The sequence below is a fragment of the Corynebacterium nuruki S6-4 genome (genome assembly GCF_007970465.1).
GTDB lineage: Bacteria > Actinomycetota > Actinomycetes > Mycobacteriales > Mycobacteriaceae > Corynebacterium > Corynebacterium nuruki.
Window position 1 is genome coordinate 3,072,265 of record NZ_CP042429.1, and the last position, 17,412, is coordinate 3,089,676.

The following is a 17,412-nucleotide window of genomic DNA, read 5'->3' on the forward strand; positions in this document are numbered from 1 at the left end:
CACGCTATCCTCGACCCCGGAGGTGTTTGCGATGACCAGGACAGTCCTGTGGCCGATGATCGTGACGGCAGGTTTCGTGGTGATGATCATCGGGGTGGCCGCGGATGCGGACCCCGTGACGGTCACCGGTGCCGTCATCGGCACGGTGGGGGCGGTGATCGCCCTGCTCGACGGTGGAGTGACGGCGCTGGCCATGCGGCGCAGCGGTGCCCATGCCGCATCCGACGGAGCCGTGCCCGCGGTGTCCTCGCCCCAGGCGGGCCTCGTCTACGCCGTGGCGGCCGTCATCGCGGGTGCGGGCTTCCTGTCCTGGTTCGTCGGGGACGGGGACGGGAACCTCGGCGGCACCGTCATGATGGTGGTCGGGGCACTGGTGCTGTGGGGTGCGGTGCTGTGGAAAGCGCTGCTGCCGCGAGCGCGCAGGCGGCGCAGTCCGGCCGTCGTGTGATCTCGGTGGACGTCGAGACGAGGGTCTCCGGATCGAGATAGCGGCGCCGACCGCAGAGATCCGGGGCGTCGGTGTCGTCGGACCTGATCCGGGCGTCCTGCAGCGCCAGGAGGTCGGGGAGCAGCGCGCGGACGGCGCCGGCGGCCAGCCCGGCCGAGAGTTCGACAGTGGGGGTGTCCACCGGCGCGCCACCGGCGGTCGCCTGTGCGCGGACCATCTGCCACCGGCTGTCGGCCGCGAGATATGCGGCGTCGAGGCAGGACAGGCACGGCGTGCGGCCCGGCACGACCAACGGTCCCACCGCCGTCCGGCCGTCGACCATGCCCCACGTCAGATGCGGCACCTGCTGTTCCATCAGCTGGAAACTGAGATCGGCCGACGGGAACAGCTGGCCCGCCAGCAGGACCAGGGCATCCGATCCGAGCTGGGTGAACGTGTCGGACGTCGGGGCGATCCCGGTCGCCGCCACCCCACGCCGGCGCAGCGTGTGGACCAGCGGTCGGGTGAAGCGTTCCGGGCCGGTGGCGTACACCGGGTACGGGGTGGGGTCCGCCCGGAGCAGCCCGGTCTGTTCCAGCTCGTCGACGATGCCGCGTGCGTGGACCGGCGGGATGCCGCAGTGGCTGAGAATGCGCGTCAGGAAAGACCGGTCGACGGGGCGCCGCACCTCACGCAGCACCTGCAGCACCTGGCTGACAGGCACACCGGAGGGGACCGGCAGGACCAGACTGTGCGCGGGGATCACCCCGAACTGGAGATGCCCGCCGGGCCGCAGGATGAGGTCGGTGGCCCCACGGAGGCGCACTCTGCCCTCCCCGTCACCGCGGTGTGTGCCTGACTGTCGGATCATCGTCGTGTTCCCCCGAAATTCCCCGGTCCCCGTTGTCTCTCCGGCTACCGGTACTGTAGCGGAGTGAATGACCTGCTGTCTGTGTAACTGAGGTAAACGAGGTTCCCATGGCCCGAGCTCCGCGCCGTCCGACCGCGGCACAGCGCGCCGTCGTCGAGGACTTCGCACCGGACGTGGAGATCCGGCTGTCGGGGCGCCGGAAGCGCACCATCGCCGCCCGTATGGAGGGCGACCGGGTGGTGGTGCTCGCACCGCTGGACATGGCGGCGAAGGATCTGCGGTCGAGTACCGAGGACCTCGTCGGCCGGGTCCGTAGACGGCACGCGGGCGCGGGGCAGACCGTGTCGGACGCCGCACTGGCCGAGCGCGCCGCCCTGCTCAACCACCGGTACCTGGAGAACCGTGCGACCTTCGCCAGCGTGGTGTGGGTCTCGAACATGTCACGGCGGTGGGGGAGCTGTTCGGTGAAATCAGGCCGGATCCGGATCTCCGACCGGCTGAAGGATGTGCCGGGCTACGTCCTGGATTCCGTGCTCATCCACGAGATGGTGCACACCTGGATCCCCGACCACGGCACAGAGTTCCACGAGTGGGCGGACCGGGCACCGCAGGCCGAGCGGGCCACCGGCTACCTGGAGGCGTACGGCCGATGGGGGACCGGGTAGCCGCCGGGTAGACTCGGCGGCCATGGGACACAGCAGCGAACGGGGCCGCCGCCGGGCATCCGGTGTCGTCGCCCTGGGGGTCACCGCGGCCCTGGCGACCACACTGACCGGCTGCTCCTCCGACGACAACAAGGTCGACGACCAGGAGTACGCGCAGATCTGCCGCGACCAGCAGACCGAGGAGCGGCTCCCCGACGAGGAGTGCGAGAACCGGGTGGGGCATTCGCACATGAGTGCCGCGTGGTTCTTCCTGCCACTGCTGCTCAGCGGCAACCGCGGTGCCACCGTGCCGGCGGTCGGCTCGGCCGTACCGCAGTCGACCGGGTCGGCGACCTCCCCCGGCGGGGCGGCGACGCACAGGGCGCCGAGCCAGGGCGGCAGCGGCCGCGACATCGCCCGCGGTGGTTTCGGCTCCTCCGGGGGCGGTGCCGGAAACGGGAAGAACAACAGCGGCTCCGGCCACGGCAGTGGCAGCGGCAGCCACGGCCACGGCGGAAGCATGGGCGGCTGATGGAACGCATCACCAGCACGCCCCGCGACGGCTGGGAGGAGATCATCCGCTCGCAGGGGCTGACCTACTCCACCAGTGAACTGCCCGGCGGCGGGACGACCGAGTACTGGAACGAATCCGCGGCCTACGTCTTCACCCTCGCCGAGGTCGAGGCGCTGGAACCCCAGGTGGAGCAGCTGCACCGGATGGCGCTGGAGGCGGCCCGCTTCCTCGCCGACGAACAGTGGCGTCCCGGCAGCCCCTGGCGCTGCCTCGGCCTGCCGGAGTACGCCGTGGAGTACGCGGTGAACTCGCTGAACCGGGGTGATCCGGACCTGTACGGCCGGTTCGACCTGGTGTACTCCGGGGTGCCGGGCGAGCCGGTGAAGATGCTGGAGTACAACGCGGACACCGCCACCGGCATCGTGGAATCCGCCATCTGCCAGTGGTACTGGTACGAGGCGCTGCACGGTGCCACACCGGGCCGGGACCAGTGGAACTACCTGTTCGAGGCGATCCGGGACCGGTTCGCCACGCTGCGCCTGCTGCTGCCCGGCGGCGGCATGCACTTCGCCCACACCGAACTGGAACGTACCGGTGAGGACATCATGAACACCGCCGTGCTGCGGGACTGTGCCGACCAGGCGGGCTGGCGGACGACCTCGCTGCTCATGAGCGACATCGGCTGGGACGCCTCGCTCAAGGAGTTCGTCGACCTGGCGGACGAGCCGATCCAGAACATCTTCAAGCTCTACCCGTGGGAGGACATGATGGCCGAGGAGTTCGGCCCGCTGCTCGCCGCGCAGCGTCCCACGGGCTGGATCGAGCCGGCGTGGAAGATGTTCCTGTCGACCAAGGTCCTCGGTGCGGCGATGTGGCACCTGTACCCGGACCACGAGAACCTGCTGCCGAGCTATGTCGACGGTCCGCGGGACATGACGTCCTGGGTGAAGAAGCCGTTGCACGGCCGGGAGGGCGACAACATCGAGATCTTCCGGGCCGACAGTGGCGAGCACCTGGTCCAGCCGGGACGCTACGGTGCCGAAGGCCACGTCTGGCAGCAGTACACGCAGATCCCGAATTTCCCCGGGCCGGACGGTGCACCGAACTATCCGGTGCTGGGGGCGTGGGTGGTCAACGGGGAGTCCGTGGGTGTGGGGATCCGCGAGTCGGACGGGCCGGTCACGGACTACTACGCCCGGTTCGTGCCGAACCTCATCGACGGCTGAGCCGCCTGTCCCGTTGCCGTCGGACGCCGCGGGTGGCCGGACTACCGGTCGGTGTCGTCCCCGTCGCCGTTGTTGTCGCCGTTGTCGTCCTTGTCGTCGTCGCTGCCGCTGTCGTCGTCACCCTGGTTGAGTGAACGCTCCAGCTTCTCGATCTCGCTGATCGGGTCGAAGCCGGCCGAATCGGTCTCGGCGAGGATCGAGTCGATGAACTCGGCGGGGGAGTCCAGGTCGGAGTCCACCGGCAGGAAGTCGGGGTGGTTCCACACGGCGTCCCGGCGCTCCTTGCCGACGGCGGTGGTCAGTCGCGACCACAGGTCGGCGGCCAGCGAGGCCTTCGGGGCGTCCAGGTCGATACCGACGGTGTCCGCGAGGAGCTTCATGCCCGGCTGCTGGGTGTCGCGGTACATCGACCAGGCGGTGCCGATGCTGTTCGTCGCCGGCAGGCGGCTGGACAGGGCATCGGCGACGACGACGTCGACCCAGCCCTCCACCAGCGACAGGCTGGTCCCCAGCCGGGTGCGGGCGTGCTCGGTGGAGGAGACGATCTTCGGGGCGAGATCCGAGCTCTGCAGGCTCTGCATCATCTCCTGCATCTTCGCCGGATCATTCATCGACTCCGGATCGAAGGAGCGCATGGCCTCCTCCATCGCGGAATTGTCCAGGGCGAGACCGGAGGCGAACTCCCCGACATCGAGGATGAGCCGCTCGACGAGCCACGGCACATGCTGGAACAGGCGCAGAGTCGCAGCCTCGCGGGCCGCCAGGTAGATCAGCGTCTCGCGGCGTTCCGCCCCGAGCTTGTCCGCCAGCGCGTCGAGCCGGCCGGTGGCCACGGCGGCGACGGTGCCCTGGGCCAGCGGGATACCCCACTGGGTGGAGGTGACGACCTCCTTCGACAGTTCGCCGAGGGCCTTGCCCAGCTGCATCCCGAAGTTCATCCCGTTGACCTGGCTGATGATCCCCTTCATGGGGCCGAGCTGGGCCTTGGCCTCCTCCGGCAGGCCGGCGAGGGCGGCGTCCCCCAGCTTGTCGGCGAGCGGGTCGATGATCCGCTTCCACGTCGGCATGGTCTCCTCGAGCCAGCGCTCGGGGGAGAAGGAGACGGAGGCGGTCGCACCGGCGGGCAGCACGGTGGCCTCGTCGAGCCACAGTTCGGCGAGGCGGACGGACTCGGCGACAGCCTGGCTGTCGTTGACCGTGGTGCCGCGCGCGGCGGCGCCGGTGATCTGCTGACGGGCGATGCGTCCAGCGAGTGCGTAGTTCACCGGGCCCTGGGCGTCCGGCGAGTTCATGTCCTTGCCGAAGCCGCTCAGCATGGCGCCGAACTGGCCGAGAATGTCACCGAGACCGGGACCCTGCTGGCCACCCTGGCCGCCGCCGGGCTGACCTCCGAACAGGAAACCGAAGGGGTTCGAGCCGAAGCCGAACGGGTCGTTGTTGTTGCCGTGACCGCCGTTGTTGCCGTCCCGGTCCCGGTCGTCGTCGGACTCGTCGTCGGGGCCGTGGAAACCGAAACCGAAGTTACTCATGGTCCCGAGAATACCTCCGGTGTCCGCAGGTCCCCACCGTCCGGCGTGCGCTGACAGCGAACAACTCCCGGCACCTGCGACGCGCACCGGCCCGTGCGGGGACGGGTCGGCGGGGAACTCCTTGTAGAGTGTTCGGGGTGAGTTCCCGCAGCAGCAGTACGAAGACCCCCTCCGGGGCGCGCCGCCGCACCCGCACCGTCATCGCCGGGGCAGTCCCGGTCGTCGTCCTCGTGGGGCTGCTGGGCATGCCGTCGGTCCCAGGGACCGACATCGACCTCACCGTCCCCTTCGCCGCGGAAGGGGAGGGGCCCACCTTCGACACCCTCGGCGAGGTCGACGGTCGGCAGGTCGTCGACATCGGTGGCGCGAAGCCCGGTGAACTCGACGAGACGACCGGTCAGCTGAACATGACGACGGTGGCGGTCCGCCACAACCTCAGTCTCGCCCAGATGATGGGCCGCTGGCTGGGCAGCGATGACACGGTCGTGCCGATCGAGCAGGTCTTCCCGTCGAACGTCTCCCAGGAGGAGACGGCACGGCAGAACGCCGCCGCGTTCGCCAACTCGGAATCGAACGCGACGATCGCGGCGATGAGCTACCTGAAGCACCCGCTGGAGACGATGGTCTACGCGGTCGCCGATGACGCGCCCGCCGACGGCACCGTCAAACAGGACGACGTCGTCACCTCCGTCGACGGCAAGGACGTCACCCTGCCCGGCGATGTCGCGGACGCCGTCGCCGGCTACAAGCCGGGCGACGAGGTGACCCTCGGGCTGCGCCGAGGCACCCGTGACGTGACCGAGAAGGTCACCCTCGGGAAGATGCCCGACGAACTGAAGAAGGCGGACTCCGGAGATTCGACCGGCAGCAGGGACGGCAACGGCGGCTACCTCGGGGTGACGATGGTCGCCCAGCCCGCGGGCGGGCTGCGGGTGAGCTACAACCTCAACGACATCGGCGGGCCCAGCGCCGGACTCATGTTCTCGCTGGCCGTCGTCGACAAGCTCTCGCCCGGCGAGCTCACCGGCGGGAAGTTCATCGCCGGGACCGGCACCATCGACAGCGACGGCACCGTCGGACCGATCGGCGGGGTGACCCACAAGATCGCCGCCGCCGCGCACGCCGGTGCAGAGGTGTTCCTGGTCCCCTCCGGCAACTGCGCCGAGGCCGCGGGCAAGGACTACGACAGTGACATCACGCTGCTCAAGGTCGACAGTCTCGACGGCGCGGTGACCGCGCTGAAGGACTACAACGCCGGCGGTTCACCCGAGACCTGCCGGTAACCGACCACCGGCTACTGCCGGAAGTCCAGTTCCTCGCCCTCGAAGGTCTCGCGCAGTGCGGCGACCACCCCGGGAGCCAGATTGTCGCCACCGAGCAGCTCGACCCGGTCCTGACCGAACGGGTCGGCGGCCAGCTCCTCCTCGGTGGGACGCAGCTGCACCAGGGTCAGCTCCGGGCCGCCGTCGACGATCCCGGTGAACAGCCGCGCCTGCCGGGGCTCCGGATCGGCACCGGCGGCGGAGTTGCGGAACACGATCTCCTGGGCGAGGACCGCGCCGACGACCGGGCCGGGCCACCGCACCGTGGCGATGTACTCGCCGAGTTCCTCGGAGCCCGGGCGGATGTGGTCGGGCAGCTCGTCCTGGACGACGAGGGTGAGCGGGTGGGCACCACCGTCGAGGTCGGCGTCCTGTCCGCCGGCGGCGAGGGCGTCCTGCACGAGGTGGGCGGGCACGAGCGCGAACAGGGTGGCGGGCCGGTCCCACCCCTCAGCCTGGACGAAATCGACGGCCTCGCGCACGGCGGCGTTCAACGGGCGGGGGTCTGTCGTGAAGTGACTGTCGTTCATCTCATCCTCGGTTCGATGGTGTGGTCAGGGGGCGTGGTGGCCCCCGACAGGGTTCTGACAGGTAGTCTAGGTGCTGTTCACGACCGCCCAGGACGCAGACCGCACGCAGGAGACCCCAACCTTGTCCATACCCTCCATGCCAGACATCCCGAAACCGGGACGTAAGTCGAAGATCATCGGGATCATCGCGGTGGTGATCGCCGTCCTTGTGTTCCTGGTCCCGGTGCTGGTGACGAACTACACCGACCTGCTGTGGTTCCGCTCGATCGACTTCTCGAACGTCTTCCTCGGCGTGGTCGCCACGCGCGTCATCCTCTTCGTCGTCTTCGGCCTCGTCGCCGCGATCGTCACCTGGGCGGCCTGCTACGCGCCCTACCGGGCGACCGCCCGCCACGCCCCCGACACGGTGGAGGACGCCGTCGGGGCCCTCGGCATCGACGGTGAATCGGCCTCGCCGCTGGCGGAGCACCGTACCGCGATCCGCAAGTCGCTGCGTCCGCTCCTCGTCATCGTGCCGCTCATCGCCTTCGTCATCGCCGGCATGGTGGCACAGGGCCGGTGGCGGACCGTCCGACTGTTCTTCTCCGGCGGTGACTTCGGCCAGAAGGACCCCCAGTTCCACAAGGACCTGGGGTTCTACGCCTTCACGCTGCCGTTCCTCGAGTTCGTGCTCAGCGTGATCAGCGTCCTGCTCATCGTCGCTTTCATCCTCAACCTCATCGCCCACTACCTGCTCGGCGCCATCGGCACCGGGAACCCGCGCACCGGCCAGAAGGCGCACGTCGGCAAGTCCGCCCGGGTGCAGCTGGCGGTCATCGCCGGGCTGTTCATGCTGTTCAAGGCGGTCGACTACTGGTTCCAGCGCTACGGACTGCTGAACAAGGAGCACGGCACCTTCACCGGCGGTTCCTACACCGACATCAATGCGTTGCTGCCCGCGAAGATCCTGCTCCTGGTCATCTCGATCTTCGTGGCGATCATGTTCTTCGGCACCATCGTGCTCAGGGACCTGCGGCTGCCCGCCCTCGCGGTCGTGCTCATGGTCGTCTCCTCCCTGGCGATCGGCGTCGGCTGGCCGGCGATCATGGAGCAGTTCACCGTCAACCCGAACCGTGCCGACAAGGAGCGGGAGTACATCGCCCGCAACATCCAGTCGACCCGTGAGGCCTACGGCATCACCGACGACACGGTCACCTACGACAACGACTGGGGCGGCGACTCGTCGGGCTCGGCCAGCGAGCGCCGTTCGATCGCCGACGATGACGCGACCCTGTCGAACATCCGGCTGCTCGACCCGGACATCCTGAGCCCGACCTTCACCCAGCAGCAGCAGCTGCGGAACTTCTACGGCTTCTCCGACGAACTGTCGGTCGACCGCTACACGGTCAACGGCCAGATGCGGGACTTCATCGTCGCCGCCCGCGAGATCGACCCGAACTCGCTGTCCGGCAACCAGACCGACTGGATCAACAAGCACACCGTCTACACCCACGGCAACGGCTTCATCGCCGCCCCCGCCAACAAGGTCGACGAGGTTGCCCGTGACGTGGGCTCCGCCCGTGGCGGCTACCCGGTCTACACCGTGGCGGACCTGCAGCACCTCGACGGCAAGCAGGGCGGCGAGCTGCAGCTCGACATGAAGCAGCCGCGCATCTACTTCGGCCCGAAGATCGCCAGTGGTGCCGGGGACAACCAGGACTACGCCATCGTCGGCGACGACGGCTCCGGCAACGACCGCGAGTACGACACCGACAACTCCAGCTACACCTACGACGGGTCCGGCGGAGTGAACGTGTCCAACATCTTCAACCGTGCGATGTACGCCACGAAGTTCGGTTCGATGAACATGCTGCTCTCCGACGTCATCGGCGATGACTCGAAGCTGCTGTACGACCGCGACCCGCGCGAGCGCGTCCACAAGGTCGCCCCGTGGCTGACCACCGACTCGAAGACCTACCCGGTCGTCGTCGACGGCCGCATCAAGTGGGTCGTCGACGGGTACACCACCCTGGACGACCTGCCCTACTCGCAGCGCACCCGGCTCGATTCCGCGACGGAGGACGCCGCCAACAACGATCCGGCGGCCCAGCAGCGCGCGGTCTCCAACTCGGTGAGCTACATCCGCAACTCGGTGAAGGCCGTGGTGGACTCCTACGACGGCACCGTGGACCTCTACGAATTCGACGAGAAGGACCCGGTGCTCAAGGCCTGGGAGGGGGTGTTCCCCGGCGTCGTCAAGCCGAAGAGCGACATCAGCGACGAGCTGAAGAACCACCTGCGGTACCCGGAGGACATGTTCAAGGTCCAGCGCGAACTGATCGCCAAGTACCACGTCGACGACCCGGGCGTGTTCTTCACCAACGACGCCTTCTGGTCGGTGCCCTCCGATCCGACCGCGCCGGAGGGACGCCAGGAACTCGCCCAGCCGCCGTACCACGTCGTGGCGACGGACCCGGAGACGAACAAGGCCAGCTTCCAGCTGATCACCCCGTTCCGTGGGCTGCGCCGTGAGTTCCTCGCCGCGCAGATGTCGGTGAGCTCTGACCCGCAGACCTACGGCAGGATCCACGTCCGGACCCTGCCGACGAACACCCAGACCCAGGGTCCGAAGCAGGCGCAGGACGCCATGATGTCCTCCGACGAGATCGCCCGTGAGCGGACTCTGCTGCAGGGGACGAACACCCTGACCAACGGCAACCTGCTGACCCTGCCGGTCGGCGACGGCCAGATCCTCTATGTCGAGCCGGTGTACTCGCAGCGCGCCGATCAGGCGTCGGCCTTCCCGAAGCTGCTGCGCGTGCTGGTCAGTTACAACGGTCAGGTCGGTTACGCCCCGACGATCGGTGAGGCGCTGCAGCAGGTCGGCATCGACGCGAATGCGGTGACCACGACGCAGGAGGCCGGCGGCGACTCCTCCGGTTCCGGGAAGCAGGACGGCTCCTCGGACGCCGGGTCGGGCAAGAATGACGGCAACGGCGGCAAGGGCGACTCGTCGTCGGCGACCCCGGCACCGTCGGGGGACGCCAAGGCGCCCACTGCGGACCAGATGAAGCGCATCACCGACGCGATGGACAAGGTCGAGAAGGCCCGCTCCGGCGGTTCCTTCGAGGACTTCGGTAAGGCCCTCGACGAACTGGACGCCGCGGTGGCTGCCGCGAACGGCAAGTAGTCGGGACCGTCGACATCCCCTGTATGGCCCGGATAACCGGGTTGTGCAGGGGATTCGCGTTCCCCGGGGGAGTGGGCTACACTATCCCATGTCGCCGAGAGAGCGGATCGCAGAGATCGGTTCTCACACGGTAACCCGTCGCGGGGTGGAGCAGCTCGGTAGCTCGCTGGGCTCATAACCCAGAGGTCGTAGGTTCGAATCCTGCCCCCGCTACAAAGAAAGAAAGTGCAGGTCATCGGCTAAAACCGGTGGCCTGCACTTCTGTTTGTGGACCACCTATGGACCGTTTACTAGGCGGAAAACCGGGGGCCTTCGTCGTATGTGCAGAGGTGGCCCCGGTCCTGGTCCCCGCCCTGGTGCTGGGTCTGATACTGCACTCCCTGTCACCGCCGACGACGCTGAAGCGGTGACGGGGAGTGCAGTTTCTGTCGTTCACCGTGGGCACCCTGCCGGTCACTGCCACTGACTGCCACTCACCGCCGCTGTCCGCCCGCTGTCCGCCGCGGCCTGCGCCGGCGGAGCGGCTGGCAGCGGATCTGTCCGCGTGGCAGCGGTAAACGTCGCTCACCATCATGGTGATCGACGTTTACCGCTGCCGGACCGTCAGAACCGCTGCCACTCCGAAGGTTGCGCTGCCGGTCCGTCAGAACCGCTGCAGGCCGGACGTTCGACCGGCGATGGACCGGGGTCACCGGGAAGGTGGTACCGGCAGTGCCATGACAGGGCATGGCGTCCTGCCGCACACTGGGTCCTGCAACCGACAAGGAGGCAGCCAGACAGTGAAGACACAGCAGACACTGACCCTCGACGACGCCCGCCGGATCATCGACGCAGGAATCGCGGAGTCCGACCGGATCGGCTCACCCAGCAACATCGCCGTAGCGGATGCCGGCGGCAACCTCGTCGCCCACGCCCGGATGGACGATGCGCAGCTCGGCAGCATCGGGCACTCCATCGACAAGGCGCACACCGCGGTGCTGTTCCGGTCCGCCACCGGCGACCTTGCCGAGGACAGCCGACCCGGCGGCCAGTTCTGGGGTATGGCGCTCAGCGACGGCGGCCGGGTACTGGTGTTCGCCGGAGGCTTCCCGGTCGTCGTCGACGGCGAGGTCATCGGGGCGGTCGGGGTGAGCGGCGGCTCCCGTGAGCAGGACAGTACCGTCGCCGAGGCCGCCGCCGCAGCGGCGCTCCAGGACCAGCACTAGACACAACCGGCACCGGACACAGCCACCGCCATACACAGACACCACAGACCAGAGAAGACAATCCGTCAGAAAGAGGTCACAGACATGTCGGACACCTACCTGATCACCGGAGCCGGAAGCGGCTTCGGCAAGGAGATCGCCCTGCGCCTCGCGGAGCAGGGCCACGACGTCATCGCGGGTGTGGAGATCATCGCCCAGGTCAACACGCTGCGGGCCGAGGCCCGCGACCGCAACGTCACCCTGCGCGTCGAGAAGCTGGACGTCACCGACGAGGGCGACCGCCGCAAGGCGCTGTCCTGGGACGTCGACGTCCTGCTGAACAACGCCGGCATCTCGGAGGGCGGCTCCGCCGTGGATCTTCCCGCCGAGGTCATGCGCCGCCAGTTCGAGGTGAATGTCTTCGGGCCAGTGCTGCTGACCCAGGGCATCGCCAAGCAGATGGTGGCGAAGGGGAAGGACCACACGGCGCGCATCGTGTTCATGTCCTCCGTCGCCGGCCTGACCGTCGACCCGTTCACCGGCGCCTACGCCGGATCCAAGCACGCCGTCGAGGCCTTCGCCGACGCGCTCGACCAGGAACTCGCCGAATACGGGGTGACGGTCGCGACGATCAACCCCGGGCCGTTCCTCACCGGCTTCAACGACACGATGTTCGAGGAGTGGAAGTCCTGGGACGATGACCCGTCCACCCGCCTGTACGACTACAGCGAGCTGCACTTCCCGCATGAGCAGTTCGACCCGGAGGAGGTCATCACGACCAGCATCGCGGTCCTGACGGGGAAGGACACGGCATACCGTCACGTCCTGCCCGCGAGCACCGTCGATGACATCCGGGGCCAGATGGACGGAGAATGGGACCGGACCGTCAATGACGGCACCCGGCCGGCGCTCGTCCAGACCGCCTACGACATCGCGCCCTACACCCCGGTGCAGGACAACTGACAGAGACAGACACTGACAGACAGAACCAGCCAGAACAGAAAGGCACAGGAGCACAACCATGAGTAACGCACTGATCATCTCCACGAACTACGGCACCGAGACCGACGAGATCGGCAAGCCCCTCGAGGCGCTGAAGGAGGCCGGGGTGGCCACCACCGTCGCCTCCGTCGACGGCGGCGGCATCCAGACGCTCGGCGGTGACCGGACGACCGGCCCCGTGGTGGACAGCGACACGACCCTCGCGGACGTCACGGCGTCCGACTACGACATCGTCGTCATCCCCGGCGGCACCCTGAACGCGGACGCCCTGCGCATCGACCCGGACGCCCAGCGCATCGTGCGGGACGCCGCCACCGCCGGCACCCCGGTCGCCGCGATCTGCCACGGGCCGTGGCTGCTGGTCAACACCGACCTCGTCGTCGGCAAGACCCTGACCTCGTACCCGAGCCTCGCCACGGACGTGACCAACGCCGGCGGGTCGTGGGTCGACGAGGAGGTGTCGGTGGACACCACGAACGGGTTCACCCTCATCACCTCCCGCACCCCCGATGATCTGCCGGCGTTCAACCGCGCCGTGCTGGACGCCCTGGCCTAGCGGGGTCCGATGACCGTACCTGAGCTGCGGAACTACCGGCGGGACGCCATCGTCGGCCTGCTCCGCCACCGGCGCGCCCATGTCGACCCGGACCCGGCGTCCCCCGCCTTCGACCCGGTCAGCGACCGGCGGGTGGCGGGGATGCGCCGTGAGGAGGTCGCCTGGGCGGCCGGTATCAGTCTCGACTACTACGTCAAGCTGGAGCAGGGCAGGATGCTGAATCCCTCGCCGTCGGTGCTGCGCAGCATCATGGACGCCCTGCAGCTCAGTGATCTCGACCGGCGCTATCTCGGGCTGCTGTTCGAGGATGCGGAGCCGCACGTGGTGCGCACCACGGCGGGTGACCGTGATCGGGCCCGTGCGACCCTGGACGAGGTTGCGGCGCACTTCCCGGCGGCGACGATGCGGCACCTCCTGGACCGGGATCTCGGCATCACGCTGCCGGATGCGGCCTCCCGACGGGTCCTGTTTCCCGGGGTCGCCGAGCCGCCCGGGGAGGTGTCGCTGGTGGAGTACATGTTCTCCGCCCGGTACCGGCGCTACAGCCACCGGGTGTACGTCGACTGGCGTGACAAGGCGGCCGAGGTGATCGGCCTGGTCCACATGAAACTGGCCACCCGGGTGGCGTCCGACGCTCTGACGGCGACAGTGCAGCGGTTGCTCGACGACCCGGCGTTCCGTCGGCTGTGGACCCGCTACGTCCCCTACGAGAATGCGTCGGGTTCCTGGCGGGTACGGCTCGTCGACAGCGGGGGCTCAGCCGGGGACGGGAAAGGGGCCGGCACCGTGCGCGATCTGTCGTTCCTCACCGTCACCGCCCCGGACGACCCGGAGCAGTCGCTGGTGATCTACCGCTGAGCCGGAGACCGGGCCGGTCACACCGGCGGGACCTCACCGACCATGTCCACCCGCCCGGTGGCGTCGTTCCAGGTGAAGGTGGCGGTGGACCGCCCGGTCGGGTCCGCGTTCGCGTCGCCGGCCTGCGGCCAGTGCCAGGTGACGCGCAGTGAGTTGTCCGCCAGGCGTTCGATGTCGGGGTAGAAACCGTACGCCTTCTCGGTGGCGGTGCCGATGTACCGCCCGTGGTGGAACAGCATGACCTGGGTCGGGGAGGAGACGGTCTCGTGGGCCACCGGGAGGATGACCGAGGACAGGGCAGCACAGGGGTCGTAGGTCTCGATGGTGGCCGCGCCGGGAGCGTAGGGGTATCCCTGCTCGGGCAGCGGGACCTCGCCGTACCAGCGCATCACGGCGTCCTTCCCGGTGAGCCCGGAACAGCTGCCGGGGTCGTCGGTGGGAGGGGATGTCTCCCCGGGTGGTGGGGTGACGGAGCCGGTCGGGGGACTGGCGGTGGCGGACGGCGTGACGGTCTGTGTGACGGTTTCCGGCGCTGCGGCGGAGGTGGTGCTCGCGTCGGCGCCGTCGTCGTCGGAGCTGCAGGCACCGAGCAGCAGGACGCCGGCGGCCAGCAGGACAGGGGCACCGCGGCGCACCGGGCGGTTCTCACGGGCGGTGGAGTGCATGACGGGTGGTTCCTTTCGGGGTGTTCCGGTCACACCGGCGGGACGTCGCCGGTCATGTCGACCTGCCCGGTGGCGTCGTTCCAGGTGAAGGTGGCCGTGGAGGTGCCGGAGGCCCCGGCGTTGGACTCGCCCTTACGGGGCCAGTGCCAGGTGACCTGGATCTGGTTCGCGTCGGTGCGCTGCACCGTGGGGTGGAAGCCGTAGGCCTCGCTGGTGGCGGTGCCGATGTACCGGCCGTTGTGGAAGAGCATGATCTGGTAGGGGGAGGAGGCGGTGCCGCCCTGGATGGGCAGGATCATCCAGGACAGGGCGGCGCAGGCGTCGTAGCCGTCGGTCTCGACACTGCCGGTGGCCCACGGGTAGCCCTCGGCATTGGGTGGGACGTCGCCGGCCCACCGCGCGGCGGCCTGGGCGGCGTCCAGCCCCGAACAGGGATCGGCCGGATCGGCGGGGCCGCCGGGGTCGTCAGGATCGGCAGGCGCGACGGGGCTGGGGGACACCGCCGGGCCGCCGGCGCCTCCGCCGCGGGTGGGGGCCGGAGCGGTGACGGTCTGCGTGACGGTCCCGGGCGCCGCGGCGGAGGTGGTGCCGTTGCTGCCGTCGCTGTCGCCGGAGCTGCACGCCCCGAGCAGCAGGACGCCGGCGGCCAGGACGGCGGGGGCTGTGCGCCGGAGGCGCCGGGCTGCAGTGGTCGGGACGGCGGTGGATGTGGTGGGGGACATGACGAGATCCTCTTCTCGTTTCCTGGACCGTAACTGCCTTATGTTTCCCTTCCACAACCGTCACCCGGCGCGGAAACGCTACACGGCCGCCTTCTCAGGTTCCGCTGCACCGGATCCGGCGGCGGTCGGGGCGTCCTCCTGGGCAGCATTTTTCGCCGTGACCTGCTTGACGATGATCACCGCGATCGCGGAGACGATCATGCCGACGATGACGGCGATGAGGAAGCCCCACCAGTTGTCCATCAGCGGCATGACCCAGACTCCGCCGTGCGGGGCGCGGCTGGTGGCGCCGAACTCCATCGACAGGGCGCCGGTGACCGCCCCGCCGACCATCATCGTGGGGATGATGCGCAACGGGTCTGCGGCCATGAACGGGATCGCGCCCTCGGAGATGAAGGACGCCCCGAGCAGCCAGGACGCCTTGCCGTTCTCCCGTTCCTCCTTGGTCCACATCTTCGGCCGGACGGTGGTGGCCAGGGCCAGGGCGAGCGGCGGCACCATGCCGGCGGCGATCACCGCCGCCATGATCTTGAAGGACGCCTCGTCCCCGGTCGACAGGCCGGCGGTGGCGAACAGGTAGGCGGACTTGTTGATCGGGCCACCGAGGTCGGCGCACATCATGAGGCCGAGGATGATGCCGAGCAGCCAGGGGGCGCCGTCGGACATGGTGGTCAGCCAGTTCTGCAGCCCGTCCATCGCGGCGGCCAGTGGCCTGCCGAGGACGAGGAACATCGCACCGGCGGTGATGAGCGAGGCGACGAGCGGGATGATGACCACGGGCATCATGGAGGCCAGCCAGCGGGGGACCTTCAGCGACTGGATCCACAGTGCGACCAGACCGGCGATGATGCCGGTGACCAGGCCGCCGAGGAAGCCGGCGCCGACGGCGACGGAGACGGCACCGCCGACGAAACCGGGGACGATGCCGGGCCGGTCGGCCAGGGCGTAGGCGGTGTAGCCGGACAGGGCGGGCACCAGGAAGGTCATCGCGAGTGATCCGGCACCGTTGAAGACCATGCCGAGGTAGAGCAGCAGGCCGGAGCGGTCGGTGAGCTGGTCACCGGCGTCCGTCTGGTAGCTGAGGTGGTCCGGCAGGTTCCACAGTGAGTAGTCGGTGACGTGGTCCTCCCAGACATTGGCGACGTCGTAGCCGCCGATGAGGAAGCTGATGGCCATGAGCAGGCCGCCGGCGGCGACGAACGGGACCATGTAGGACACGCCGGTCATGACGGCCTGCTGGATGCGCCGGCCCCAGCCCAGTTCGGTGTCCTCGTCACCGCTGTCGGCACCGGAACTGTCGTCGCCGGAGACCCGGCGGGGGTTGTCGGCGGTGGAGGCTTCGACGGCGCGGTCGATCAGTTCCTCGGGCTCGGAGATGCCCTTCTGGACGGGGACGTCCACGACGGGCTTTCCCGCGAAGCGGCCGATGTCGCGGACGGCCACGCCGTGGGCGAAGATGACGGCGTCGGCCGCGTCGATCTGTGCCTTCGTCAGTTTCTCGGTGCCGGAGGAGCCCTGGGTCTCGATGACGAGTTCGACGTCGTCACGTTTGTCGGCGGCGCCGGTCAGGGCGTCCGCGGCCATGTAGGTGTGGGCGATGCCGGTGGGGCAGGAGGTCACCCCGACGAGCCGGGTGATCTTCTTCTGCTCAGGTTCCGGTGCCGGTTCGGCGGCAGCGGCGGGCGCCGCCGGCTTCTTCTTTTTCTTCGCGAGGACGCCGCTGACCAGGTCCACGATCTCCTCGCGCGACCCGGCGGCGCGCAGCGAGGCCACGAAGTCCTTGTTCACCAGCGACCGGGCGAGGGTCGAGAGGATCTTCATGTGTTCCTTACCGCCGCCCTCGGGCGCCAGGATCATGAACACGAGATCGGCCGGGCCGTCCTCGGCGCCGAAGTCGGTGGCGGTGGCGAGCCGGGCGACGCCCAGGGACGGTTGGCTGACCGCGGCGGTGCGGCAGTGGGGGATGGCGATGCCGCCGGGCAGCCCGGTCGCGGCCTTCTGTTCCCGGTCGTGGATGTCGGCGAGGAGCTGGTCGGTGCCGGTCGCCCGCCCGGCGTCGACCTGCAGGTCGGCCAGGGCGGTGAGCACCGCCTCCTTGTCGGCGGGCAGGTCGGCATCGAGGGAGACGAGCTCGGGGATGAGGACCCGGGGTTCTCCGGTGCTGGTGTTGGGGCCGTGATCTGGGGTGGTCAT

16 protein-coding genes and 1 tRNA gene are annotated in these 17,412 nt (G+C 69.0%); 11 read left to right on the top strand and 6 right to left on the bottom strand.

Annotation, left to right across the window (positions count from 1 at the left end; all coding sequences use genetic code 11):
- The first annotated feature begins 31 nt into the window (after nucleotides 1-31).
- Nucleotides 32-448, top strand: a complete 417-nt coding sequence (locus FSW06_RS13895; RefSeq protein WP_139024412.1) for a hypothetical protein — start codon at nucleotides 32-34, stop codon at nucleotides 446-448.
- Here the strand turns inward: FSW06_RS13895 and FSW06_RS13900 are convergent.
- A complete protein-coding gene (locus tag FSW06_RS13900; protein ID WP_211354172.1) occupies nucleotides 351-1,298 on the bottom strand; it encodes a TOMM precursor leader peptide-binding protein in 948 nt (315 codons plus the stop codon). The two genes, FSW06_RS13895 and FSW06_RS13900, sit on opposite strands and share 98 nt — an antisense overlap.
- Nucleotides 1,299-1,405: 107 nt before the next feature.
- Here FSW06_RS13900 and FSW06_RS13905 point away from each other — a divergent pair, with 107 nt between their 5' ends.
- The 3 genes from FSW06_RS13905 to FSW06_RS13915 are packed head-to-tail and all read left to right on the top strand — an operon-like array spanning nucleotide 1,406 to nucleotide 3,682.
- Nucleotides 1,406-1,963, top strand: coding sequence for a M48 metallopeptidase family protein (locus tag FSW06_RS13905; protein ID WP_010119652.1), 558 nt, complete (start codon nucleotides 1,406-1,408; stop codon nucleotides 1,961-1,963).
- Between the two features lie 22 nt (nucleotides 1,964-1,985).
- On the top strand, nucleotides 1,986-2,474 hold the full coding sequence (locus FSW06_RS13910) for a hypothetical protein (protein ID WP_010119651.1): 489 nt from the start codon (nucleotides 1,986-1,988) through the stop codon (nucleotides 2,472-2,474).
- A complete protein-coding gene (locus tag FSW06_RS13915) occupies nucleotides 2,474-3,682 on the top strand; it encodes a glutathionylspermidine synthase family protein (protein ID WP_010119650.1) in 1,209 nt (402 codons plus the stop codon). The genes FSW06_RS13910 and FSW06_RS13915 overlap by 1 nt, the downstream gene beginning before the upstream one ends.
- A 41-nt stretch (nucleotides 3,683-3,723) precedes the next feature.
- On the opposite strand, the gene FSW06_RS13920 is transcribed toward FSW06_RS13915, so the two are convergent.
- The gene (locus FSW06_RS13920) at nucleotides 3,724-5,211 is read right to left on the bottom strand and encodes a zinc-dependent metalloprotease (protein WP_010119647.1); all 1,488 of its coding nucleotides are present in this window, start codon (nucleotides 5,209-5,211) and stop codon (nucleotides 3,724-3,726) included.
- 128 nt (nucleotides 5,212-5,339) lie between these two features.
- Between FSW06_RS13920 and FSW06_RS13925 the strand changes: the two genes are divergently transcribed.
- Nucleotides 5,340-6,494 (top strand): YlbL family protein, encoded by a 1,155-nt coding sequence (locus FSW06_RS13925; protein WP_010119646.1) that lies wholly within the window; start codon nucleotides 5,340-5,342, stop codon nucleotides 6,492-6,494.
- Between the two features lie 11 nt (nucleotides 6,495-6,505).
- Here the strand turns inward: FSW06_RS13925 and FSW06_RS13930 are convergent, their stop codons facing one another.
- Nucleotides 6,506-7,063, bottom strand: a complete 558-nt coding sequence (locus tag FSW06_RS13930; RefSeq protein WP_010119644.1) for a PPA1309 family protein — start codon at nucleotides 7,061-7,063, stop codon at nucleotides 6,506-6,508.
- A 136-nt stretch (nucleotides 7,064-7,199) separates the two neighbouring features.
- Here FSW06_RS13930 and FSW06_RS13935 point away from each other — a divergent pair, with 136 nt between their 5' ends.
- The 6 genes from FSW06_RS13935 (at nucleotide 7,200) to FSW06_RS13960 (ending at nucleotide 13,832) form a co-directional block, all read left to right on the top strand.
- Nucleotides 7,200-10,232 (top strand): UPF0182 family protein, encoded by a 3,033-nt coding sequence (locus FSW06_RS13935; protein ID WP_040429975.1) that lies wholly within the window; start codon nucleotides 7,200-7,202, stop codon nucleotides 10,230-10,232.
- 139 nt (nucleotides 10,233-10,371) lie between these two features.
- Nucleotides 10,372-10,445: transfer RNA gene (locus FSW06_RS13940), tRNA-Met, on the top strand.
- Between the two features lie 566 nt (nucleotides 10,446-11,011).
- Nucleotides 11,012-11,437 (top strand): GlcG/HbpS family heme-binding protein, encoded by a 426-nt coding sequence (locus FSW06_RS13945; RefSeq protein ID WP_010119641.1) that lies wholly within the window; start codon nucleotides 11,012-11,014, stop codon nucleotides 11,435-11,437.
- Nucleotides 11,438-11,521: 84 nt separating this feature from the next.
- The gene (locus tag FSW06_RS13950) at nucleotides 11,522-12,379 is read left to right on the top strand and encodes an SDR family oxidoreductase (protein ID WP_010119640.1); all 858 of its coding nucleotides are present in this window, start codon (nucleotides 11,522-11,524) and stop codon (nucleotides 12,377-12,379) included.
- A gap of 58 nt (nucleotides 12,380-12,437) precedes the next feature.
- A complete protein-coding gene (locus FSW06_RS13955; RefSeq protein ID WP_010119639.1) occupies nucleotides 12,438-12,974 on the top strand; it encodes a type 1 glutamine amidotransferase domain-containing protein in 537 nt (178 codons plus the stop codon).
- A 9-nt stretch (nucleotides 12,975-12,983) separates the two neighbouring features.
- Entirely contained in the window at nucleotides 12,984-13,832 is an 849-nt protein-coding gene (locus FSW06_RS13960) for a helix-turn-helix domain-containing protein (protein WP_010119638.1), read from the top strand.
- Nucleotides 13,833-13,849: 17 nt separating this feature from the next.
- Here the strand turns inward: FSW06_RS13960 and FSW06_RS13965 are convergent, their stop codons facing one another.
- The 3 genes from FSW06_RS13965 to FSW06_RS13975 form a co-directional block, all read right to left on the bottom strand.
- Complete coding sequence (locus FSW06_RS13965; RefSeq protein WP_010119637.1) at nucleotides 13,850-14,497, bottom strand: LppP/LprE family lipoprotein; 648 nt, start codon at nucleotides 14,495-14,497, stop codon at nucleotides 13,850-13,852.
- Nucleotides 14,498-14,526: 29 nt separating this feature from the next.
- Nucleotides 14,527-15,219, bottom strand: coding sequence for an LppP/LprE family lipoprotein (locus tag FSW06_RS13970; RefSeq protein ID WP_010119636.1), 693 nt, complete (start codon nucleotides 15,217-15,219; stop codon nucleotides 14,527-14,529).
- A gap of 78 nt (nucleotides 15,220-15,297) precedes the next feature.
- On the bottom strand, nucleotides 15,298-17,412 hold the full coding sequence (locus FSW06_RS13975) for a PTS fructose transporter subunit IIABC (protein ID WP_010119634.1): 2,115 nt from the start codon (nucleotides 17,410-17,412) through the stop codon (nucleotides 15,298-15,300).